The sequence below is a fragment of the Aeromonas sp. S41-2 genome, from assembly GCF_027705845.1.
Lineage (GTDB): Bacteria > Pseudomonadota > Gammaproteobacteria > Enterobacterales > Aeromonadaceae > Aeromonas > Aeromonas hydrophila.
This window is the reverse complement of sequence record NZ_JAPDCG010000005.1, coordinates 364,960-383,282: the sequence shown is the minus strand read 5'-3', so window position 1 is coordinate 383,282 and position 18,323 is coordinate 364,960. Positions and strand designations below refer to the sequence as shown.

Genomic DNA, 18,323 nt, shown 5'->3' with positions numbered 1-18,323 from the left:
CTCCTTACGCTGCGGCTTTGGAGGCGTGCAGACGTTCCTGGTAGCGGGCGACGAAACCGGCGCTCTGCTCTTCCAGCACCTGGATCAGACGACGGCTCTGGGTCTGTACGATGGTGTAGAGGAACAGCATGGGCACGGCGACCACCAGACCCTGCATGGTGGTGACCAGGGCTTCGGAGATACCGCCAGCCATCAGCTTGGGATCGCCGGTACCGAACAGGGTGATGGCCTGGAAGGTGGCGATCATGCCGACCACGGTACCCAGCAGACCCAGCAGCGGCGCGACTGAGGCGATCAGCTTGATGATGCTGATGCCCTTCTCGAATTTGGGCACGTTGCGCAGGATGATCTCGTCGAGCTTGGACTCCAGATCCTCTATGTTGTCGCCACGATGGCTCTGGTAGGCCCCCAGCATCTCGCCGATGGGGTTGCCCTTGATGATCTGATCGGATTTGAGCTGCTTGCGCATGGATCCGCCGATGAGGGAGAGGCGAGCGCCGCAGAACAGCGCCAGCAGGGTGCCGAGCACGCCGAGCACCATGATGACGTAGCCCACTTCACCACCCTGGTCGATCCGCTCCTTCAGGGTCGGCGACTGCACCAGCAGGGAGAGGATCACGCCGCGGGACGGGTCTACGAAGATCGGCTTGACGCCGCCGCCACCCTGTTCAAAGTCGGCGATGGGCTCCAGCACTCCTTTGTCGGGCTGGCGGGGCAGCTGTTCGAACTTGCCGGTCTCTGGCACGAAGGTCAGGTACTTGCCTTCGGAGACGGTGTTGAACTCGCCGATCTGGGTGACGGTCTTCTCGGCCTGGTTGCCTTCGCCATAGACCACGGTGGCCGGGATCTGGCTGACCTTGCCACCGTCGACCATGCGGCTGAGGGTGGTGGTCCAGAAGGCGGTCAGGTCATCGCTGGAGGGCAGCTCCTTGCTCTCGGCCAGGCGGGTCAGCAGGGCGGTCTGCTCCGGATGCTCGACCCGGCGGGCAGAGGCGTTGAAGATCCCCTTGAACTCGCCGGCGAACTGGCGCAGCACCCCGAACATCTCGCCCATGTTGCCGGCACGCTGGCGCAGGGTTTCGGTCAGCTCGGTCAGCTGCTTGTCGTTGGCGTCGAAGGTGGCCTTGAGCCGCTCACCCTTGGCCGTTTCGGCAGCCAGTTCTGCCTTGGCCTTGGCCAGCAGAGCGGCCTGCTCGTTCTTGTCGGCCAGGAAGCGGGCTTCCCGCTCCTTGTTGAGCTGGGATTCGGTGGTGCTGGCGGCCTTGACCTGATTGAGCAGGGCGTTCAGGTCCACCGGTTTCTCGGCGGCGGTCACCGGCAGGGTGATCAGGGTGGCGCCCGCGATCAGCGAGGCGATGGCAAGTTTGATTCCTTTCATGATGCTTTCTCCGCAGTTTGAACCGGCAGCTTGATGAGGGCGGGGGGCGCCTGCTTCTTGGCGATGCGAAGGCCCTGTTCCACTGCACTGCGATACTCCTGGGGCAACTCTTCCCACTGACGGGTCTTCTTGTTCCACATGCCGGTCTCATTGCCGTCCGGGGACTGGTAGAGCAGGGCGATGCGGCCGACGCGCAGGAACTCGTAGGTCTTCTCGCCGCCATCCTTGGCCAGGCTGGCCTTGTAGGATTCGATGGTGCGGCTGAAGCCCTCCTCGATCTGGTAGGCCTCCAGGATCTTGCGGTACTTCTCGGAGATGGTGACATCGGCCCGGTTCATCAGGTCGGTCAGGGCCGCGACGCGATCCTCCCGCTCGACCTTCTGGAACGGCAGATCCAGCGCCACGAACTGCTCGAGGGAGTCGATCATCTTGAGCATCAGCGGCACCACTTCGGTGCTGGTCTGATCGATCTGGGCGATCTGGCGCTGCATCGAGGCCAGTTCGCTGCTCTGGGAGTCGACCATCTTGCCCACCTGCTCGTTGTAGGTACGCAGGCTGTCGACCTGACGCAGGGCGGCCTTGTACTGGGCGAGGGCGGATTCGGCAGAGTCGGCGTAGTTGTCGATCTTCTGCTGGGACACTTTGGATGCATTGTCGGTGGCGGCTTGAGCGTCCACTGCCTGGCTGGCAGAGGCGGCACTCAGATTGAAGCTGGTCAGCAAGGCAGCGGAAACCAGACTGCCGAGGAGCGCTTTCTTCATTGTAATTGTCCTTGTTTTCATAGGATTACCCTATCTCCGTAACTTCCTTGGACGTTGGGCAAAGCCGGCCCGACCGGGCCGGCTTGGGTTTATATCTCAACGGGAGTTGATTAGAACTTCTGGGTGTAGTCGAGGTAGACGATGCGCCCGTCGATGCTGTAGAGATCGTCGTCGTAGGTGAAGCCGTCGCTGGAGAGCGAGGGGCCTACGTTGAACATGTTCTTCACACCGGCTTGCAGCTTGCCGTTCCAGGGGGTGTCCACACCGACGTTCAGGTTCCAGGTGGTCTGGGAGGCGATATGGCCCTCTGTCTGACCGTCCACGTAGTCCTGGCTCTGGGAGTCGATGTAGTTGGCACTCAGGTAGGCATCCATGTTCCACCACTGCGGTACATTGACCCCGACGCCGGAGTTGAAGCGCAGTTCAGGCTTGGCGTTCCAGCCCTTCTTGTCGACCATGGGACCGCCGGCAAACAGACCCTCTTCGTATTTCAGAATGTAGGTGCTGCCGAAGTCGTAGCGCACGGTCACGACGTCGAAGTCGTACTTGTAGTCAGCCTTGAAGTCCAGACCGCTGGTCTTGAGCTGGCCCAGGTTGACCATGCCGGCGTAAACCTGTTCCACATCGCCGTTGGCATCGCGAATGACGTTCGGGTTGCTGCCGGTGTTCAGCTCCTGATAGAACTGGGTCTGGGTGGTGGCCAGCTGGATCACGTCATCAATCTTGATGTAGTAGTAGTCCAGCGAGAGATTGAGATCGTCGATCGGGCTGTAGGCCGCGCCGATGCCGAAGGTGTCAGCCGTCTCTTCCTTCAGGTTCTTGTTGGATTGACGCACCGTGGAGTACTGCTCTTCCGGGCAGTTGGCGACACCGTTGGCCTGGCAGGAGACATAGTCCTTGGCGAAGTCGGCGGAGTCGGCATCGGCTGCATACAGATCTTCCAGGCCCGGGGCGCGGAAGGATTGTGACCAGGAGGTGCGCAGCAACAGGTTGTCCAGCGGCTGGTAACGCAGGCTCGCCTTGGGCGAGAAGGCGCTGCCAAAGTCGCTGTACTTGTCGAAACGACCGGCCAGGTTCAGCTCGATCTGCTCGGTGATGGGGATCAGGCTCTCGATGTAGGCGGCGAAGACATCGCGCACGCCACCGCCCGAGTTGCCGGAAGAACCGATGACGTTGCCGGCCGCTGACTGGCTGTCATAGGTATCGGAGTAGACCCAGTCGTTGTACTCGGCCCCCAGGTACCAGCCGATGGGGCCGGCCGGCAGTTCACCCATGCTCCAGCCCAGACCGCCGTACCACTGGAAGAAGTCCATCTTGGAGGTGCGGCTGGTGTCGTAGGAGAGGCTGTTGGTGGCGTCACTGGAGAACTCGCCGTTCTTGAAGTTGCCGCTGTCGACCTCCTGCTGGACCGCCGGGTTCAGCACATAGCCGGTGCCGCGGCTCTTGTTGTCGGTCTTGGAATACATGTAACCCGCATTCCACTCCACATCGCCCACCGCTTCGGTCGGCAGCGTGCCTTCGAAGCCCAGGTTCATGCTGCCGGTCAGGTCGGTGACGTCGTTGTCACGGGGACCGACGTTGCTGAAGCGGTAGTAGACGGTGGCCTTCTCGCCGATGAAGCCGTTGTCGGCCAGCAGCTGGGCGCCGCCCGGAGTGGTGCCGTCGATGGAGAAGGGGCCGGCGGCCGGAGCGAAGCGGCCAAAGCTGGTGACCCGCGAGCCGATCAGCTGGGGAACGAAGTCGACGCTGTCATTGATGTGATAGCGGCCGTTGACGTAGACGGTGTCCCGGGTGCGGGAAGCGGTCTTGGCGGCGACCTGGGCAAAGTCGAAGCGACAGGCGCTACCGACCGGTACGAAGCCGGGGCCGGTATTGGCACAGTCGATGCCTTCCAGGGTACGGGTAACTGTCTTGCCGGTGGCGGCATCGATGCCCTTGATGTTGCGGCCATACAGGCTGGGGGCAGAGGCACCTTCACGAGCCATGTAGTCGCGATCCTTGTAGTAGATCTCGTCCTTGACATCGTGCTCGTAGACCATCATCAGGGCGCCCTTCTCCCCGGTGATGCCGCTGACGATGGAGCCGCTCTTCTCGTCGCCACCCTCTTCGGTGGGAGAGCCGATACGGCCCTGGAATTCCAGCCCTTCATAGTCCTGTTTCAGGATGACGTTGATGACGCCGCCGATGGCATCGGAACCATACAGGGCAGAGCCGCCGTCCAGGTTCACTTCCACCCGCTCCACAGCCGCCATGGGGATGGAGTTGAGGTTGATGGAGCTACCTCCCATGGAGGGAGAGCCGGCGACCCGCTTGCCGTTGAGCAGCACCAGGGTACGCTCGGAGCCAAGGCCGCGCAGGCTGACGGTGGCCTGGGATTGGGCTGAGCTGCCGGAAGAGGGGGAGATACTGCCGAAGGAGTTGTAGGAGGCCTGCTTCAGGTAGTCGGCCACGGTCTGCTGACCGGATTGCTCGATCTTGGCCTTGCTGATGGCGACGACCGGGGTGGCGCCTTCCACGTCGACGCGCGAGATACGGGAGCCGGTAACCTTGATCTTCTGGAGTTTTTCGACGTTTTGGCCCTCTTCGGCCAAGACAGGGGTGGCCACTACTGCCGCGCTCGCCAAGGCAAACGCTACGGCAGCAGAGAGTCTGCTTTTCCTAAGCATCGCTTATATCCTTCCTGGTTGTTTTTTTGTTTGCTTCCATACCGCCCTCGTTGGAGCGATGCGTAAGGCTTATCAAGCTTTGACGGTTGACGTCAATTGAGGCGGTGTGGATGGGGAAGGGGGGCGCAATAAGCTGACTATGTTTTAATACTTCCGGTTTCGTAGCGGTTTATTCTGACTTGATGATATTTTGCGATGTGAAATCGATGTTAAAATGAGTGGTTTCCATTTTATTGATTAATTTTGAACTTATCGATAAGGGGGATGTCCCGCTAGTTTTTATATTGTTAACCAAGACTTTTTTAGCATTATTTTCTGTTTTGGTAGCGTGTTCGGCTGAGGTTCAGATTGCATTGTCGAGCCGGATTTCAGCTTGCCCATATAGAGAAGGGTGATTTAATTCTGGTTTATCATATCCTGTTGTTTTATATGCAAAAAATGTTTTAGTGAGGCTGTTTTTGTAGGTTTGATTGAAAATTTAAACGTTATTTAAATTGTTCGTCTCGCAGTTTTTTATCTTGAAGTTGGCTTTTTCATAAAAAACTCACAGTAAATTCCACGGTTTGCCAAAGGGGCATGTCATGCCCTTCGTTCTACTTGATTTTTGTTGCAGAGCTTTTACAGTGACCGAGCGGATAGTCTGTCAATAACCGGCTATCCAGTGAGTAATGCCAGGAAGGACAGGCCCGTCACCGGATGTGACTGGCCATAAAAGAACAACAAGGACGAGGTTCCACCATGCTGTCGTATTTCTTACGTCGGATGCTTTTGATCATCCCGACGTTTCTCGGTATCACCCTGCTCGTCTTCACCATCACCCGCTTCGTGCCGGGCGGCCCGGTCGAACGCATGCTGCTGCAAGCTCAGGTTTCTCAGAACGAATCGGGCCGCTCCAGCGGCAGCAAGGGGGCGCAGGCGCTCTCCGACGAGCAGATCGAGGAGCTCAAGGCCTTTTACGGGCTCGACAAGCCGATGCTGGTCGCCTATTGGGAGTGGCTGCAGAAGCTGGCGGTGCTGGATCTTGGCGAATCGACCCGCTATTACGAGCCGGTGTGGGGCCTCATCAAGGACAGGTTGCCGGTGACCGCCTTCTTCGGGCTGGCGACCTTTCTGCTCAGTTATGCCGTTTCCATTCCGCTCGGGGTGGCCAAGGCGCTCAGGCACAACAGCCGCTTCGATTCGCTCAGCTCCATGCTGATCTACATGGCCTATGCGCTGCCCGCCTACGTGGTGGGCATCTTCCTCATCACAGTGTTCGCGTTCCATCTGGAGTGGCTGCCGATGGGGGGCTTCCCGGGGGACGAGTTTGACGGCATGGAGAGCAGCTGGGATCAGATCCGCACCGTGTTCGCCCATGCCCTGCTGCCGCTCATCGCCTACGCCATCGGTGATTTCGCCATCCTCACCATGACCATGAAGAACAGCCTGATGGAGAACCTGTCGGCGGATTACGTGCGCACCGCCGTGGCCAAGGGGCTGCCGTTTCGCAAGGCGGTGACCGATCATGCGATGCGCAACAGCCTGATCCCCATCGCCAGTCACTTGGGGTCGGTGCTCACCGTCTTCTTCGGCGGCTCCTTTCTCATCGAGACCATCTTCAACATCGACGGCATCGGTCTGCTCGGTTACGAGGCCATCGTCGAGCGGGATTACCCCACCGTGATGGGCATTCTGGCCATCACTTCCATGCTGATGCTGGTGGGCAATATCGTCTCCGACATCTGCGTTGCCCTGGTCGATCCCCGCGTGCGGTTTGGAGAGTGAGCATGAATCCAATCTCTCTTGTCATGCCGATACTGATATCACGCCATATCGTCTCCGATATCTGCGTTGCACCTTTTGTTGCCCCCCGTGTGCGGTTCGGAGAGTGAACATGAACCCTGTCACCTTAAAAAAACTCAAGCGTTTCAAGTCGATCAAGCGTGGTTACTACTCCTTCATCATCTTCACCACCCTGGTGCTGCTCTCCCTGTTGGCGGAGCTCTTGGTCAACAGCCGGGCACTGATGGTGAGCTATCAGGGGGAGCTCTATTTTCCCACCTATGGCGACGTGATCCCGGGCCAGCAGTTCGGGCTCGATTACGAGTACGAGACCAACTATCGCCAGCTCAAAGACAAATTCGCCGCCGATGGCAAGGGGGATTGGGTGGTGTTGCCGCCGGTGCCCTGGAACCCCTATGAGCAGGATTTCAAGCAGGATGCCTACCCACCCTATGCGCCGAGCCTGGCCGAGCGTCACCTGCTTGGCACCGACACCAGCGGCCGCGACGTGCTGGCGCGGCTGGTCTACGGCTTTCGCATCGCCATCGGCTTTGCCTTCATCGCGCTGGTGGCCAGCTATGCCATCGGGGTCACCATCGGCTGCATGATGGGCTTCCTCGGCGGGCGGTTTGACCTGGTGCTGCAGCGCTTTATCGAGATCTGGTCCCAGGTGCCGTTTCTCTACGTCATCATGATCCTGGTGTCGCTGGCCAAGCCCAATTTCGGCCTGTTCGTGGCCATCAACGTGCTGTTCGGCTGGATGGGCATCACCTGGTACATGCGCACCCTCACCTACAAGGAGCGGGCGCGGGACTATGTGATGGCGGCGCGGGCCCAGGGGGCCGGCACCGGGCGGATCATCTTCCACCACATTCTGCCCAACACCCTGATGATGATCGTCACCCTGGCGCCGTTTGCCGTGGTGGGCAACATCTCCACCCTGACGGCGCTGGACTATCTGGGCTTTGGCCTGGCCCCGCCTACCCCAAGCTGGGGGGAGCTGCTCTCCCAGGGCATCAACAACCTGGATGCCATCTGGATCGTGAGTTCGGTGGTGGCGGCGGTGAGCCTGGTGCTGATCATGGTCTCCTTCATCGGCGAGGCGATCCGCGAGGCGTTCGATCCACGCAAATTTACCCGTTATCAGTGACCTGGGGCGGGCTTATGGCCCCGGGTTGCTCACCCTTGAATCGACAAGCCCCCAGTGCAGGGGTATGACCTGGAAGTCAAACATGAAAAATAAAATCAAATGGATAGGTGCTCTCTTTGTGCTGGTGAACGGATCCTGGGTATGGGCGGCCAGCCTGCCTGCGGATCTCAAATGGGAGACCAACGACACCGACCCCGTGTTCGCCTCACCCAAGGCGCTGCCTGGTGGCAGCATCACCATGTTCGTGGACAGTTTCCCACTGACGTTTCGCACCGTGGGGCCCGACTCCAACGGCGCGTTCCGCTCCTTCATCATGGATAACCAGCTGAGGCTCATCAGCTTCCACCCCAATACCGGCAACCCCATTCCGTCGCTCGCGACCCACTGGGCCATCGCGCCGGACAACCAGACCGTCTACTTCAAGCTGGATCTGCGCGCCAAGTGGTCGGACGGCAAGCCGGTGGTCGCCGATGACTACACCTTCGGCTACGAGATGATGCGCTCCAAGGACATCAAGGGGCCCTGGTTCAACAACTACTACACCACCGAAGTGGTGGCGGTGGAGAAGGTTGACGACCACACCATTCTGGTCAAGGCCGGTACCCGCAAGGCCAAGCTGGACCTGCTCAACACCACCGAGCTGTGGCCGCAGCCCAAGCACTACTACAAGCTCACCCCCAACTGGGTGAAGCAGTACAACTGGGCCGTGGTGCCCAACACCGGCCCCTACGTGATGAGCGACGTGAAGAAGGGCAAGTCCATCACCTTCAGCAAGCAGAAGGAGTGGTGGGCAAAGGACGATCGCTACAACCAGCACAGGTTCAACCTCGACACCATCAAGGTGCAGGTGATCCGCGATCACAACATCGCCTTTCGTCACTTCCTGAAAGGGGAGCTCGATACCTTCGAGATGATCCTGCCCAACTGGTGGCATGAAAAAGCAGTTACCCCCGAGTACAAGCAGGGATACGTGCAGAAGGTGATGGCCATGACCGACACCAAGCAGGGCGGGCAGGGGGTTCACCTCAATGTCGCCAATCCCAAGCTGGCTGACCTCAACGTGCGGCTCGGCATCCAGCACGCCCTCAACATCGACAAGATGATCAAGACCGTGCTACGCGGCGACTACGACAGAGCCACCACCTTCGGCTCTGGCTTTGGCGAGTTCACCGACATGCAACTGCCGGAGCGGGCCTATGACATCGCCAAGGCGCGCGACTACTTTGCCAAGGGCGGCTATACCAAGCCGGGGCCGGACGGCATCCTGCAAAATGACAAGGGGGAGCGGCTGACCCTGACGCTCACCTACACCAGCCAGGAGCACTCCAAGCGGTTGACCGTGCTCAAAGAAGAGGCCAAGAAGGCTGGGCTGGATCTGGAGCTCAACCTGGTGGACGGCGCCACCGGCTTCAAGGCGATGCTGGAGAAAAAACACGAGGCGGCCTGGCTCGGCTGGGGTGGCGGTGGTCTCTATCCGCAGTATTGGGAGTCGTTCCACTCGGCCAACGCCAACAAGCCGCAGACCAACAATTTGTTCAACGTGGCTGACAAAGAGCTCGATGCGCTGATCGACGCCTACAATGTCGAGTTCGACATGACCAAGCGGGCCGAGCTCTCCCGCCAGATCCAGCAGCGCATCTATGATCTCGCCATCTTCGTGCCCGGGGTACAGCTCAACTACGTGCGGGCCAGCAGCTGGCGCTACGTGATGCTGCCCGAGGTGCCCGCCACCAAGAACACGCCGGATCTGCTCTACTGGCCCATGGATGGCTACCCTCACAGCAGCGGCGGCCTGCTCTGGCTCGATCCCAAGGTGAAGGAAGAGACCCTGAAGGCCAAGGAGGCAGGGGAGGCGCTGACGCCCATCAACCTGCTCGACAAGACTTATGCACGTCATTGATATGGCGCAGAAGGGAGCAGCAGTCATGTCCAACACACAGGCTCCTCACCCGGGCACCCGGGATCATGGGAGGGATGGCCAGAGCAAGGCCCCCATTCTGGAGGTGCGCGATCTGGCGGTGGAGTTTGCCGTCGACGACGGCAAGATCAAGGTGCTCGACGGGGTCAGTTTCAAGGTGGCCCCCGGCCAGACGCTGGGGGTGGTCGGTGAGTCCGGCTGTGGCAAGAGCGTCACCTCGCTCGCCATCATGGGGCTGTTGCCCAAACCCCATGGTCAGGTGGTGGCGGGCTCCATCCGCTTTCAGGGGGAGGAGCTGCTGTCGCTTGCGCCGGATCAGATGTACAAGGTGCGCGGCAACCGCATCTCGATGATCTTTCAGGAGCCGATGACGGCGCTCAACCCGGTGCAGACGGTCGGCGATCAGCTGATGGAGGTGTTTCGCCTCCACCGCCCCGACTACAGCAAGGCCCAGCGCAGGGAGGCGGCCATCGCCATGCTGCAGAAGGTGGGGATCCCCGAGCCCGCCCAGCGCTTTGCCGTCTATCCCCACAACCTCTCCGGCGGCATGCGCCAGCGGGTGATGATCGCCATGGCGCTCGCCTGCGAGCCGGCGCTGCTCATCTGCGACGAGCCGACCACGGCGCTCGATGTGACCATTCAGGCCCAGATCCTGGAGCTGATGAAGGAGCTGCAGGCCCAGACCGGTATGGCCATCATCTTCATCACCCATGATCTCGGGGTGGTGGCGGAGCTGTGCGACGAGGTAGTGGTGATGTATGCCGGCCGGGCGGTGGAGCAGGCCGATGTGTTCGAGCTGTTTGACCACCCGCGCCATCCCTATACTCATGGTCTGATGAGCTCGATCCCGCGGCTCGAAGATGAGCCAAAGAGCCTGCTCAAGACCATCAAGGGGCAGGTGCCCGCCCTGCACGAGATGCCGGCCGGATGCCGTTTCTCCAACCGTTGTCCCCATGCCACCGAGATCTGCGTGAGCGCCATTCCGGCCACCGAGCAGCTCGCCGAGCGGCATGGGGTGGCCTGCCACCACTGGAGGGAGCTAGCCGTATGAAGACGCTTTTATCGGTGCGCGACGTGAAGCAGCACTTCCAGCTGGGCGGCGGCTTGTTGCGCAAGAAGTATCACGTCTACGCGGTGGACGGCATCAGCTTCGATCTCAAGCAGGGGGAGACGCTGGGGCTGGTGGGCGAGTCCGGCTGCGGCAAGTCGACCCTGGGGCGCACCCTGCTCAAGTTGTTCGAGCCGACCGCCGGCACCATCACCTTCGAGGGACGCGACATCACCCACCTCCCGCCCAAGGAGATGCGATCTTTGCGCCAGGAGATGCAGATCGTGTTTCAGGATCCTGCGGAATCACTCAACAGCCGCCACACGGTGGGGCAGATCCTGGAAGAGCCCTTTGTCATCCACGGCAAGGGCAACGCCGAACAGCGGCGTGTTTGGGTGCAGGAGCTGCTGGAGAAGGTGGGGCTGCCCGGCAGTGCGGTGGATCGCTATCCCCATGAGTTTTCGGGCGGCCAGCGCCAGCGCATCGGCATCGCCCGGGCCATCGCCCTCAAACCCAAGCTGCTGGTCTGTGACGAGGCAGTGTCGGCGCTGGATGTGTCGGTGCAGTCCCAAATAGTCAACCTGCTGCTCACCCTGCAGCGGGAGATGAACCTCGCCATCATCTTCATCGCCCACGACCTGTCGGTGGTCAAGCATATCTCGGATCGGATTGCGGTGATGTATCTGGGCAGGATCGTCGAACTGGCCGAGGCCCAGTCGCTCTATCTGGCGCCTCGCCACCCCTATACCCAGGCGCTCATTTCGGCCATTCCGGTGCCGGACCCGCGTCGGCGCAGCCAGCGCATCCTGCTGACGGGAGATGTGCCATCTCCCATCTCGCCGCCGAGCGGCTGCCACTTTCATCAACGCTGCCCTTATGCCGGCGAGCTGTGCCGCACCAAGTCGCCGAGCCTGCAGCCGTGTGACGGGGCCGATCATCAGGTGGCCTGCCACACGCCGTTACCGCTGGCCGAGGTCATCCCCCTGGGAAAGGCGGTATGATGCCGGTGCCCGCATCGCAGCAAGATGGCACGGGAAACAGCGAATAAAAAATGGGGCCTGCGGGCCCCATCTTCATGGTTGGAGTTCAGGTTTGGCCGTGGAACATCTGGCCAGGGCAGGACAGCTCCCCCGCAAGGGGACGGCTGCTGTGTGGATTGCTGTTTTTTGTAATTTTACTACTTAAATGTTCGATCACGCTTTCACGAAATTGCCCGCTGGCGGCATCAGGCGCCATAGCGGAAGTAGTAGTTGCGGGTTGCCGGCGCATAGGTATCTTTCTCTACGACGCCTTTCTTGCTGGTTACACCCTTCAGGTGGAACAGGACAGCCAGATTCTCAAACATATATTCACCTCATTGCTCTGTCGTTGACTTGTTATCTGTGACCTGAGTCACGCTTTGATCCTATGGCCTTCTGTGAGCTGGATCAACTTTTTGTGTTGTAAATTTACATAAATCATAGAAAGGGTTTTCAAATCCAAGGTTGCTTATGGAGACGGTTTCAGCAGACTCTCAGATTAACACCTGATGGTCTGGCTGACGGGTCTGGCTGAGCCACGGATGGGGGACGGCAGAGCAGTCCGGCGGTTTCGAGGGTAAACATGCCAAGGGTGGGAGCAGGCAAAAAAATACCCCGCACCTGGCGGGGTATATGGTGTGGCCGGTCGGCCTTGACCTGCGGGCTTATTTGGCCGGGATCTGTTCCAGCACGTGAACCAGCAACTGCCAGAACCGCTCGACTGCCGGGATGTGCACCTTCTCACCCGGGGCGTGGGCGCCGCGGATGGTCGGGCCGAAGGAGACCATGTCCCACTCCGGGTAGGCGCTCTTGAACAGACCGCACTCGAGGCCGGCGTGGATCACCATGACGTTCGGCATCTCGCCGAACAGGGTCTGGTAGCTGTTGCGCACCAGCGCCATCACCGGGGAGTCCACGTTCGGTGCCCAGCCCGGGTAGGCGCCGGTAAACTCGCAGCTGGCGCCAGCCAGATTGAACAGGGAGCGGGTCATCTGTTCGACACTCTCGCGACCGGAGTCGATGAGGGAGCGGATCAGGCACTGTACGTACACTTCGCCATCCTGGGTCTTGATGACCCCCAGGTTGGTGGAGGTCTCGGTCACGCCCGGGATGGCATCGCTCATGCGGATGACGCCGTTCGGGCAGGCCATCAGGGAGTCCAGCAGGCGGGCCTGCAGGGACTCGCTCATCAGCTGGGCCGGTTTTTCCTGGGATGTGAGCAGCACAGTCAGGTTGGCTTCGGTAGCGGCGAGCTCGCTCTGGTAGATGCCGGTATAACGGTCAACCAGGGCCTTGAATTCGTTGACGCTGGCGGCGGGCACCAGCAGCTTGGCCCGGGCTTCGCGCGGAATGGCGTTGCGCAGGGTGCCGCCATGGATCTCGGCCAGACGCACGCCCAGCGGCTCGGCGGCTTTGAGCAGACGCACCAGCAGCTTGTTGGCGTTGCCGCGGCCGCGATGGATGTCGACCCCGGAGTGACCGCCGCGCAGGCCCTTGACCTGCAGCTCGAAACCTTCACCCTCGGTAGCGGCAACCAGCTCCAGCGGGAAGCGAATATTGGCATCCACCCCGCCGGCGCAGCCCATGTAGACCTCGCCATCCTCTTCGGAGTCGGTGTTGAGGAGGATCTCGCCTTCCAGCCAGCCCGCTTCCAGGCCGAAGGCGCCGGTCATGCCGGTCTCTTCGTCGGTGGTCAGCAGCACTTCCAGCGGACCGTGCTTGATGGTCTTGTCGGCCAGCACGGCCAGGCAGCCGGCCATGCCCATGCCGTTGTCGGCGCCCAGGGTGGTACCGCGGGCAGTGACCCATTCACCGTCGATGTAGGCATCGATGGGATCCTTGGTGAAGTCGTGCTGGGTGTCGGCGTTGGCCTGCGGCACCATGTCGATGTGCGCTTGCAGCACCACGGCCTTGCGGTTTTCCATCCCCGGCGTGGCCGGTTTCTTGATGATGATGTTGCCGACGGCATCTTGCTTGACCGCCAGACCTTCCCCTTGGGCCCATTGGACGATCCAGGAGCTCAGCTGGGCTTCGTGCTTGGAAGGGTGGGGGATGGAGCAGATCTGTTCGAAGAAATGCCAAATCAGTTTGGGAGAGAGAGAACTAAGCTGTGCCACGTCGGGACTCCTTACCAGCACGGAATATGACAGGGCCCCGGTAGCGGGGCGAGCAAGAGGATAACGATAATACAGTCAATCACACAAAAATGTGAGCGATCAGCGCAAATTGCGGGCGGCTTGTGCTGGCAAGCGGGGGAATGGCAGCGTACAGCTCCGGTATGGACGAAACGAACCAGCACAAAAGAAAATTTGTGACTCACATCACAAAAATATTGAGTTTATGGCGCCGGCTGGTAAATTAACGACCGTGGTTCGCCACCCGTCAGGATGACGATGAATGCCTCCAGGGAACCGAAGCAAAGCAAGTGCGCCTCCATGGAACCGAGTGTCCGTTCAAGGATCTGAACCCGCATTAAGGTACGTAACTTGTTAAGCAATCAGGAGTTTATGATGTCAGGCAGCAATTCAACCTATTGGTTCGCCCAGTCTCTTTATACCCAGGGTTTCAACTATCCGAACCCCTACGCCAGCCGCCGTTAAGGCAGGTTGCCGGCCGGGCTGACAGGCAGATCGAAAACAGCAGGCGAGTGAGGAACCCATCCTCCCCCTGCTATTTTTTTATCTGCTGCTCGGCGAACTCCGCCCGGGAGAGGGAAAAGAGGGAGTCAGCCGGGCTTGCTTCGATTTTTTTCCTGCATTTCGCATACGTTTGCCAGTCAATTTATCCGCAAACGATGGTATCATGCCCGCCCAACAGCCTGTCTGCGGTCCTGCCCCCTCTGTGACATGACCGCCAGCTCTGCCCATCCTGCTTCCATTGCATCTGTTTTCGCTGCCGAGGGTCTTCTCCCGAGGCGGCCGCGGTGCAAGCCGAATTTGGGAAAAAGGGCCGTCAGCATTAACGAAATCACGTGCGTCTGCACGGGTTTTCAAGTCTTAAGTGATTGTTTTTATAACTCGTTGAGATCGATAGTATGCCGAAAAAGTTTTATGTGTCGTGGGACAACCTGCAACGTGAAGCGCGCCGTCTGGCCCGTCGTCAACTGCCTGTCAGCCAGTGGAAAGGGATCATCGCGGTCAGCCGCGGCGGCCTGGTACCGGCTGCACTGATGGCGCGTGAACTTGGCATTCGCAACGTCGAAACCCTCTGCATCTCCAGCTATGACCACAACAACCAGCGTGATCTGGTGGTGGTGAAGGCCGCCACCACCGCGGGTGACGGCGAAGGCTGGCTGGTGGTGGAAGATCTGGTGGACACTGGCACCACCGCCAAGGCGATCCGCGAACTCTACCCCAAGGCCAAGTTCATCGCGATCTTCGCCAAGCCGATGGGTGAGCAACTGCTGGATGACTTCGAAGTCGCCATCCCGCAGGACACCTGGATCGAACAGCCGTGGGATATGGCGCTGGAGTTTGCCACGCCGATCTGCGACGAAGAGTAAGCAGCGAATCAGCTTCACAGGGCTCCTATATGGAGCCCTGTTTTTTTGTGGTGCAACTGGCTGCCGGGCGGGAAAAGTGGTTAAGATGGAGCCATTGCATGACAGTATGAGTAATAGCTTTGGACTTGAACGACGACCTTAACCTGACCGAGAAGCTCTTTACCCGGGTAAAAAAGGTGCTGGAGACCTCGGAAGTCTCCAACTCCAGCCCGGTCGCGGAGCAGGATGACAATGTCGACGAGACCTTCATCGACGGTTCCATGTCATCGCGCTGGTATCGTCTGCTGCGCCGGCCGACCTGGGCCTGGCAGGGGGCGGACCCGGTCGAGGTGGAGCAGACCCTGGCCTGCATCGCCATGGGAGAGGGCGAGCGTACCCACGAGCGCTTCCTGGATACCATCAAGGGTTATGTGCCCGGCAACTGGGTCTATGAGTGGAGCCAGCTGGCCGGCCGCTACTTCAACCGGGGGCGCGAGCTGGTGGCACAGGGCGAGCGGGCCGCGGCCCTGAAAAGTTTGCTCAAGGCGGTGCGCTACTACTCCATCGCCAGCTATCCCCATCTGAAGAATGACGAGCTGGCGGATCAGGCCCAGCTGCTCGGCAACATGGCCTACCGCGAGGCGGGACGCCTGTTCAAGGTGCCGCTCAAGGAGCTGCAGGTGCCGTTTCGCGGCAAGCACATTCAGGGCTACCTCCATCTGCCGACCACCGACAAGCCGGTGCCCCTGGTCATCGTCAGCGGTGGCATCGATTCGCTGCAGGTCGACTTCCTCAATTTCTATCTCAAGTGCCTGGAGCCCAACGGCATCGGCATGTTGTCGCTCGATATGCCGGGCATCGGCTATGCCGAGCACTGGCCGCTGGTGCAGGACACCAGCCGGTTGCATCAGGCGGTATTGAATCATCTGTCCGAAGTGGCCTGGGTCGATCACCAGCGCATCGCTATGGTGGGTTTTCGCCTGGCGGGCAATGTGGCGGCGCGCCTCGCCTTCATCGAGCCGTTCAAGCTCAGGACCGTGGTCTGCATCGGCGCCGGCGTCAATCAGGTGTTTACCAATCAGGAGATGTTTGCCCGCTGCCCGCGCATGATGCGGGACGGGCTGGCCAACCGGCTGGGGGCCGATGCGGCCCAGTGGGAGTCGCTGCGTACCAAGTGCCAGGTATTTTCACTCAAGACGCAAGGATTGCTGGGGACTCGCACTTCCGTGCCGATATTGAGTATTGGACACAAGAAAGATTTTATTTGTCCCGAGCAGGATGTCCGGGCATTGGCGTCCGCCAGCCGTAACGGCAAGGCGGTGGTGTTCGACAAGCAACCCTTGCTGGAGGTATACGACGAGGCGTTGAAAGAGATGGTCGACTGGCTCAAGAAGCACCTATGTACATGATATAGCGCTAAAATATAACGTCATCCCAGGGTGATGTGGCTTGTTCAACAGGGAGGTTAACATGTCAGAAAGAGTGACCTACAAGCGACTGCTGAGGCAGTTTGCCGCGATTGGCCCCTATTTACGTGAGGACCTGTGTGAAGAGGGGCGTTACCGTTTCGACTGCCTTTCCGTCTGTGTCAGCGCCAAGCCGGCGCCGGACAAACGGGAATTCTGGGGCTGGTGGCTGGTGCTGGAGCAGCAGGATCACAGCTTCAGCTATCACTATCAGGTCGGCTTCTACAACGCCGAAGGGGAGTGGCTCAACAAGCCGCTGCCCAAGAAGCATCAGGCTGAAGTCGAACGTACCCTCAATCACTTCTACAAGCTCATCAGTGACAAGCTGCATCAGCTTGGTTGCCAGCTCGCTCCCGCCGAGCAGGTCACCAACGAGCTGACCGTCACCGCCGCCTGATGACCCGCCGCCCCGCCAGCCACCCATCGGTTGGCGGGGCGTTTCTTTGCTGCTTGCTCCGCTTAGTCTGCACCCGCCGCTGCCTTGGTGTTAATTGCCTTGCAGGGCAACAGGGCCGTGGGTATAAAGGGATTCCTTATATTTCAGCCTTTTTGCTCCCATGGAAAACAGAACCATAGTCGTCAAACTGGGCACCAGCGTGCTCACCGGGGGATCTTCCCAGCTCAATCGTGCCCACATGGTCGAGCTGGTCAGACAGTGTGCAGCCTTGCACCGTCACGGCCACAGGGTCGTGGTGGTCACCTCGGGGGCCATTGCGGCAGGCCGTGAGCATCTGGGCCACCCTCCATTGGCGCCAACCCTGCCCAACAAGCAGATGCTGGCGGCCGTCGGCCAGACCCAGCTGATCCGGGTATGGCAGGATCTGTTCAACCTCTATGGGCTGCACATCGGTCAGATGCTGCTGACCCGCGCCGATCTTGAAGATCGCGAGCGTTACCTCAATGCCCGCGATACCCTGCGCACCCTGCTCGATCACCGCATCATCCCGGTCATCAACGAGAACGACGCGGTGGCGACTGCCGAGATCAAGGTGGGGGACAACGACAACCTCTCCGCTCGCGCCGCCATCCTGGCCGATGCGGATCTGCTGATCCTGCTCACCGATCAGAAGGGGCTGTTTACCGCCGATCCCCGTACCAACCCGGATGCCCAGCTCATCGAAGAGGTACAGACCATCGACGACACCCTGCGCAAGCTGGCGGGTGACAGCGTCAGCGGGCTCGGTACCGGCGGCATGGCCACCAAGCTGCAGGCAGCCGACGTGGCGCGCCGCGCCGGCGTCAACGTGGTGATCGCCACCGGCCAGATGCCGGAAGTGGTCGGCCGTCTCGCCAAGGGCGAGCGCATCGGCACCCTGTTCCCGGCGCTGGCGTCGCCGCTGGAAGGGCGCAAGAGCTGGATCCTGGCAGGGCCTCCCCCTCACGGTGAAGTGCAGGTGGATCAGGGCGCCGTGGCTGCCATGCAGGAGAAGGGCTCCAGCCTGCTGCCCAAGGGCATAGTGGCGGTGAAGGGCGATTTCGTGCGTGGCGACGTGGTGCGCATTCTCGACCCCAAGGGGACCGAGTTAGCGCGTGGCATCTGCCGTTACAATCATCTGGAGCTGGACAAGCTGCGCGGCGTCCATTCGGACAACATCGAACAGGTGCTGGGTTACGGCTATGGCGCCGTGGCCATCCACCGCGACGACATGGTGCTGCTGTGAGTCGCCAGCCGCTG

The 18,323-nt window shown here is 60.3% G+C and carries 13 protein-coding genes; 9 read left to right on the top strand and 4 right to left on the bottom strand.

Features of this window, described 5'->3' with window-relative positions; genetic code table 11:
* Nucleotides 1–4 precede the first annotated feature (4 nt).
* From OKC44_RS14570 to OKC44_RS14560, 3 genes are all read right to left on the bottom strand, one after another.
* Nucleotides 5–1,378: a MotA/TolQ/ExbB proton channel family protein gene (locus OKC44_RS14570; protein WP_017410944.1), complete on the bottom strand. Its 1,374-nt coding sequence runs from the start codon at nt 1,376–1,378 to the stop codon at nt 5–7.
* Nucleotides 1,375–2,139, bottom strand: coding sequence for a DUF3450 domain-containing protein (locus OKC44_RS14565; protein ID WP_016351821.1), 765 nt, complete (start codon nt 2,137–2,139; stop codon nt 1,375–1,377). The genes OKC44_RS14570 and OKC44_RS14565 overlap by 4 nt, the downstream gene beginning before the upstream one ends.
* A gap of 110 nt (nt 2,140–2,249) precedes the next feature.
* Nucleotides 2,250–4,805: a TonB-dependent receptor gene (locus tag OKC44_RS14560; RefSeq protein WP_106553265.1), complete on the bottom strand. Its 2,556-nt coding sequence runs from the start codon at nt 4,803–4,805 to the stop codon at nt 2,250–2,252.
* A 738-nt stretch (nt 4,806–5,543) separates the two neighbouring features.
* Between OKC44_RS14560 and OKC44_RS14555 the strand changes: the two genes are divergently transcribed.
* From OKC44_RS14555 to OKC44_RS14535, 5 genes are all read left to right on the top strand, one after another.
* Complete coding sequence (locus OKC44_RS14555; RefSeq protein WP_011707197.1) at nt 5,544–6,569, top strand: ABC transporter permease subunit; 1,026 nt, start codon at nt 5,544–5,546, stop codon at nt 6,567–6,569.
* A gap of 103 nt (nt 6,570–6,672) precedes the next feature.
* Nucleotides 6,673–7,716 (top strand): ABC transporter permease, encoded by a 1,044-nt coding sequence (locus OKC44_RS14550; RefSeq protein WP_026080473.1) that lies wholly within the window; start codon nt 6,673–6,675, stop codon nt 7,714–7,716.
* Between the two features lie 82 nt (nt 7,717–7,798).
* A complete protein-coding gene (locus OKC44_RS14545) occupies nt 7,799–9,616 on the top strand; it encodes an extracellular solute-binding protein (protein ID WP_270813637.1) in 1,818 nt (605 codons plus the stop codon).
* Nucleotides 9,617–9,641: 25 nt separating this feature from the next.
* Nucleotides 9,642–10,685: an ABC transporter ATP-binding protein gene (locus OKC44_RS14540; RefSeq protein WP_101616330.1), complete on the top strand. Its 1,044-nt coding sequence runs from the start codon at nt 9,642–9,644 to the stop codon at nt 10,683–10,685.
* The gene (locus OKC44_RS14535; RefSeq protein WP_270813635.1) at nt 10,682–11,683 is read left to right on the top strand and encodes an ABC transporter ATP-binding protein; all 1,002 of its coding nucleotides are present in this window, start codon (nt 10,682–10,684) and stop codon (nt 11,681–11,683) included. Before OKC44_RS14540 ends, OKC44_RS14535 begins: the two co-directional genes overlap by 4 nt.
* Nucleotides 11,684–12,366: 683 nt before the next feature.
* Here the strand turns inward: OKC44_RS14535 and OKC44_RS14530 are convergent.
* Nucleotides 12,367–13,818 (bottom strand): aminoacyl-histidine dipeptidase, encoded by a 1,452-nt coding sequence (locus OKC44_RS14530; protein WP_270813633.1) that lies wholly within the window; start codon nt 13,816–13,818, stop codon nt 12,367–12,369.
* A 917-nt stretch (nt 13,819–14,735) separates the two neighbouring features.
* On the opposite strand from OKC44_RS14530, the gene gpt reads away from it, so the two are divergent.
* The 4 genes from gpt (at nt 14,736) to proB (ending at nt 18,309) form a co-directional block, all read left to right on the top strand.
* Nucleotides 14,736–15,203: a xanthine phosphoribosyltransferase gene (gene gpt, locus OKC44_RS14525; RefSeq protein ID WP_011707189.1), complete on the top strand. Its 468-nt coding sequence runs from the start codon at nt 14,736–14,738 to the stop codon at nt 15,201–15,203.
* Nucleotides 15,204–15,322: 119 nt separating this feature from the next.
* A complete protein-coding gene (gene frsA / locus OKC44_RS14520) occupies nt 15,323–16,591 on the top strand; it encodes an esterase FrsA (RefSeq protein ID WP_011707188.1) in 1,269 nt (422 codons plus the stop codon).
* Between the two features lie 61 nt (nt 16,592–16,652).
* The gene (gene crl / locus OKC44_RS14515) at nt 16,653–17,045 is read left to right on the top strand and encodes a sigma factor-binding protein Crl (protein WP_011707187.1); all 393 of its coding nucleotides are present in this window, start codon (nt 16,653–16,655) and stop codon (nt 17,043–17,045) included.
* Nucleotides 17,046–17,205: 160 nt separating this feature from the next.
* Complete coding sequence (proB, locus tag OKC44_RS14510; protein WP_043161959.1) at nt 17,206–18,309, top strand: glutamate 5-kinase; 1,104 nt, start codon at nt 17,206–17,208, stop codon at nt 18,307–18,309.
* Nucleotides 18,310–18,323: the final 14 nt, after the last annotated feature.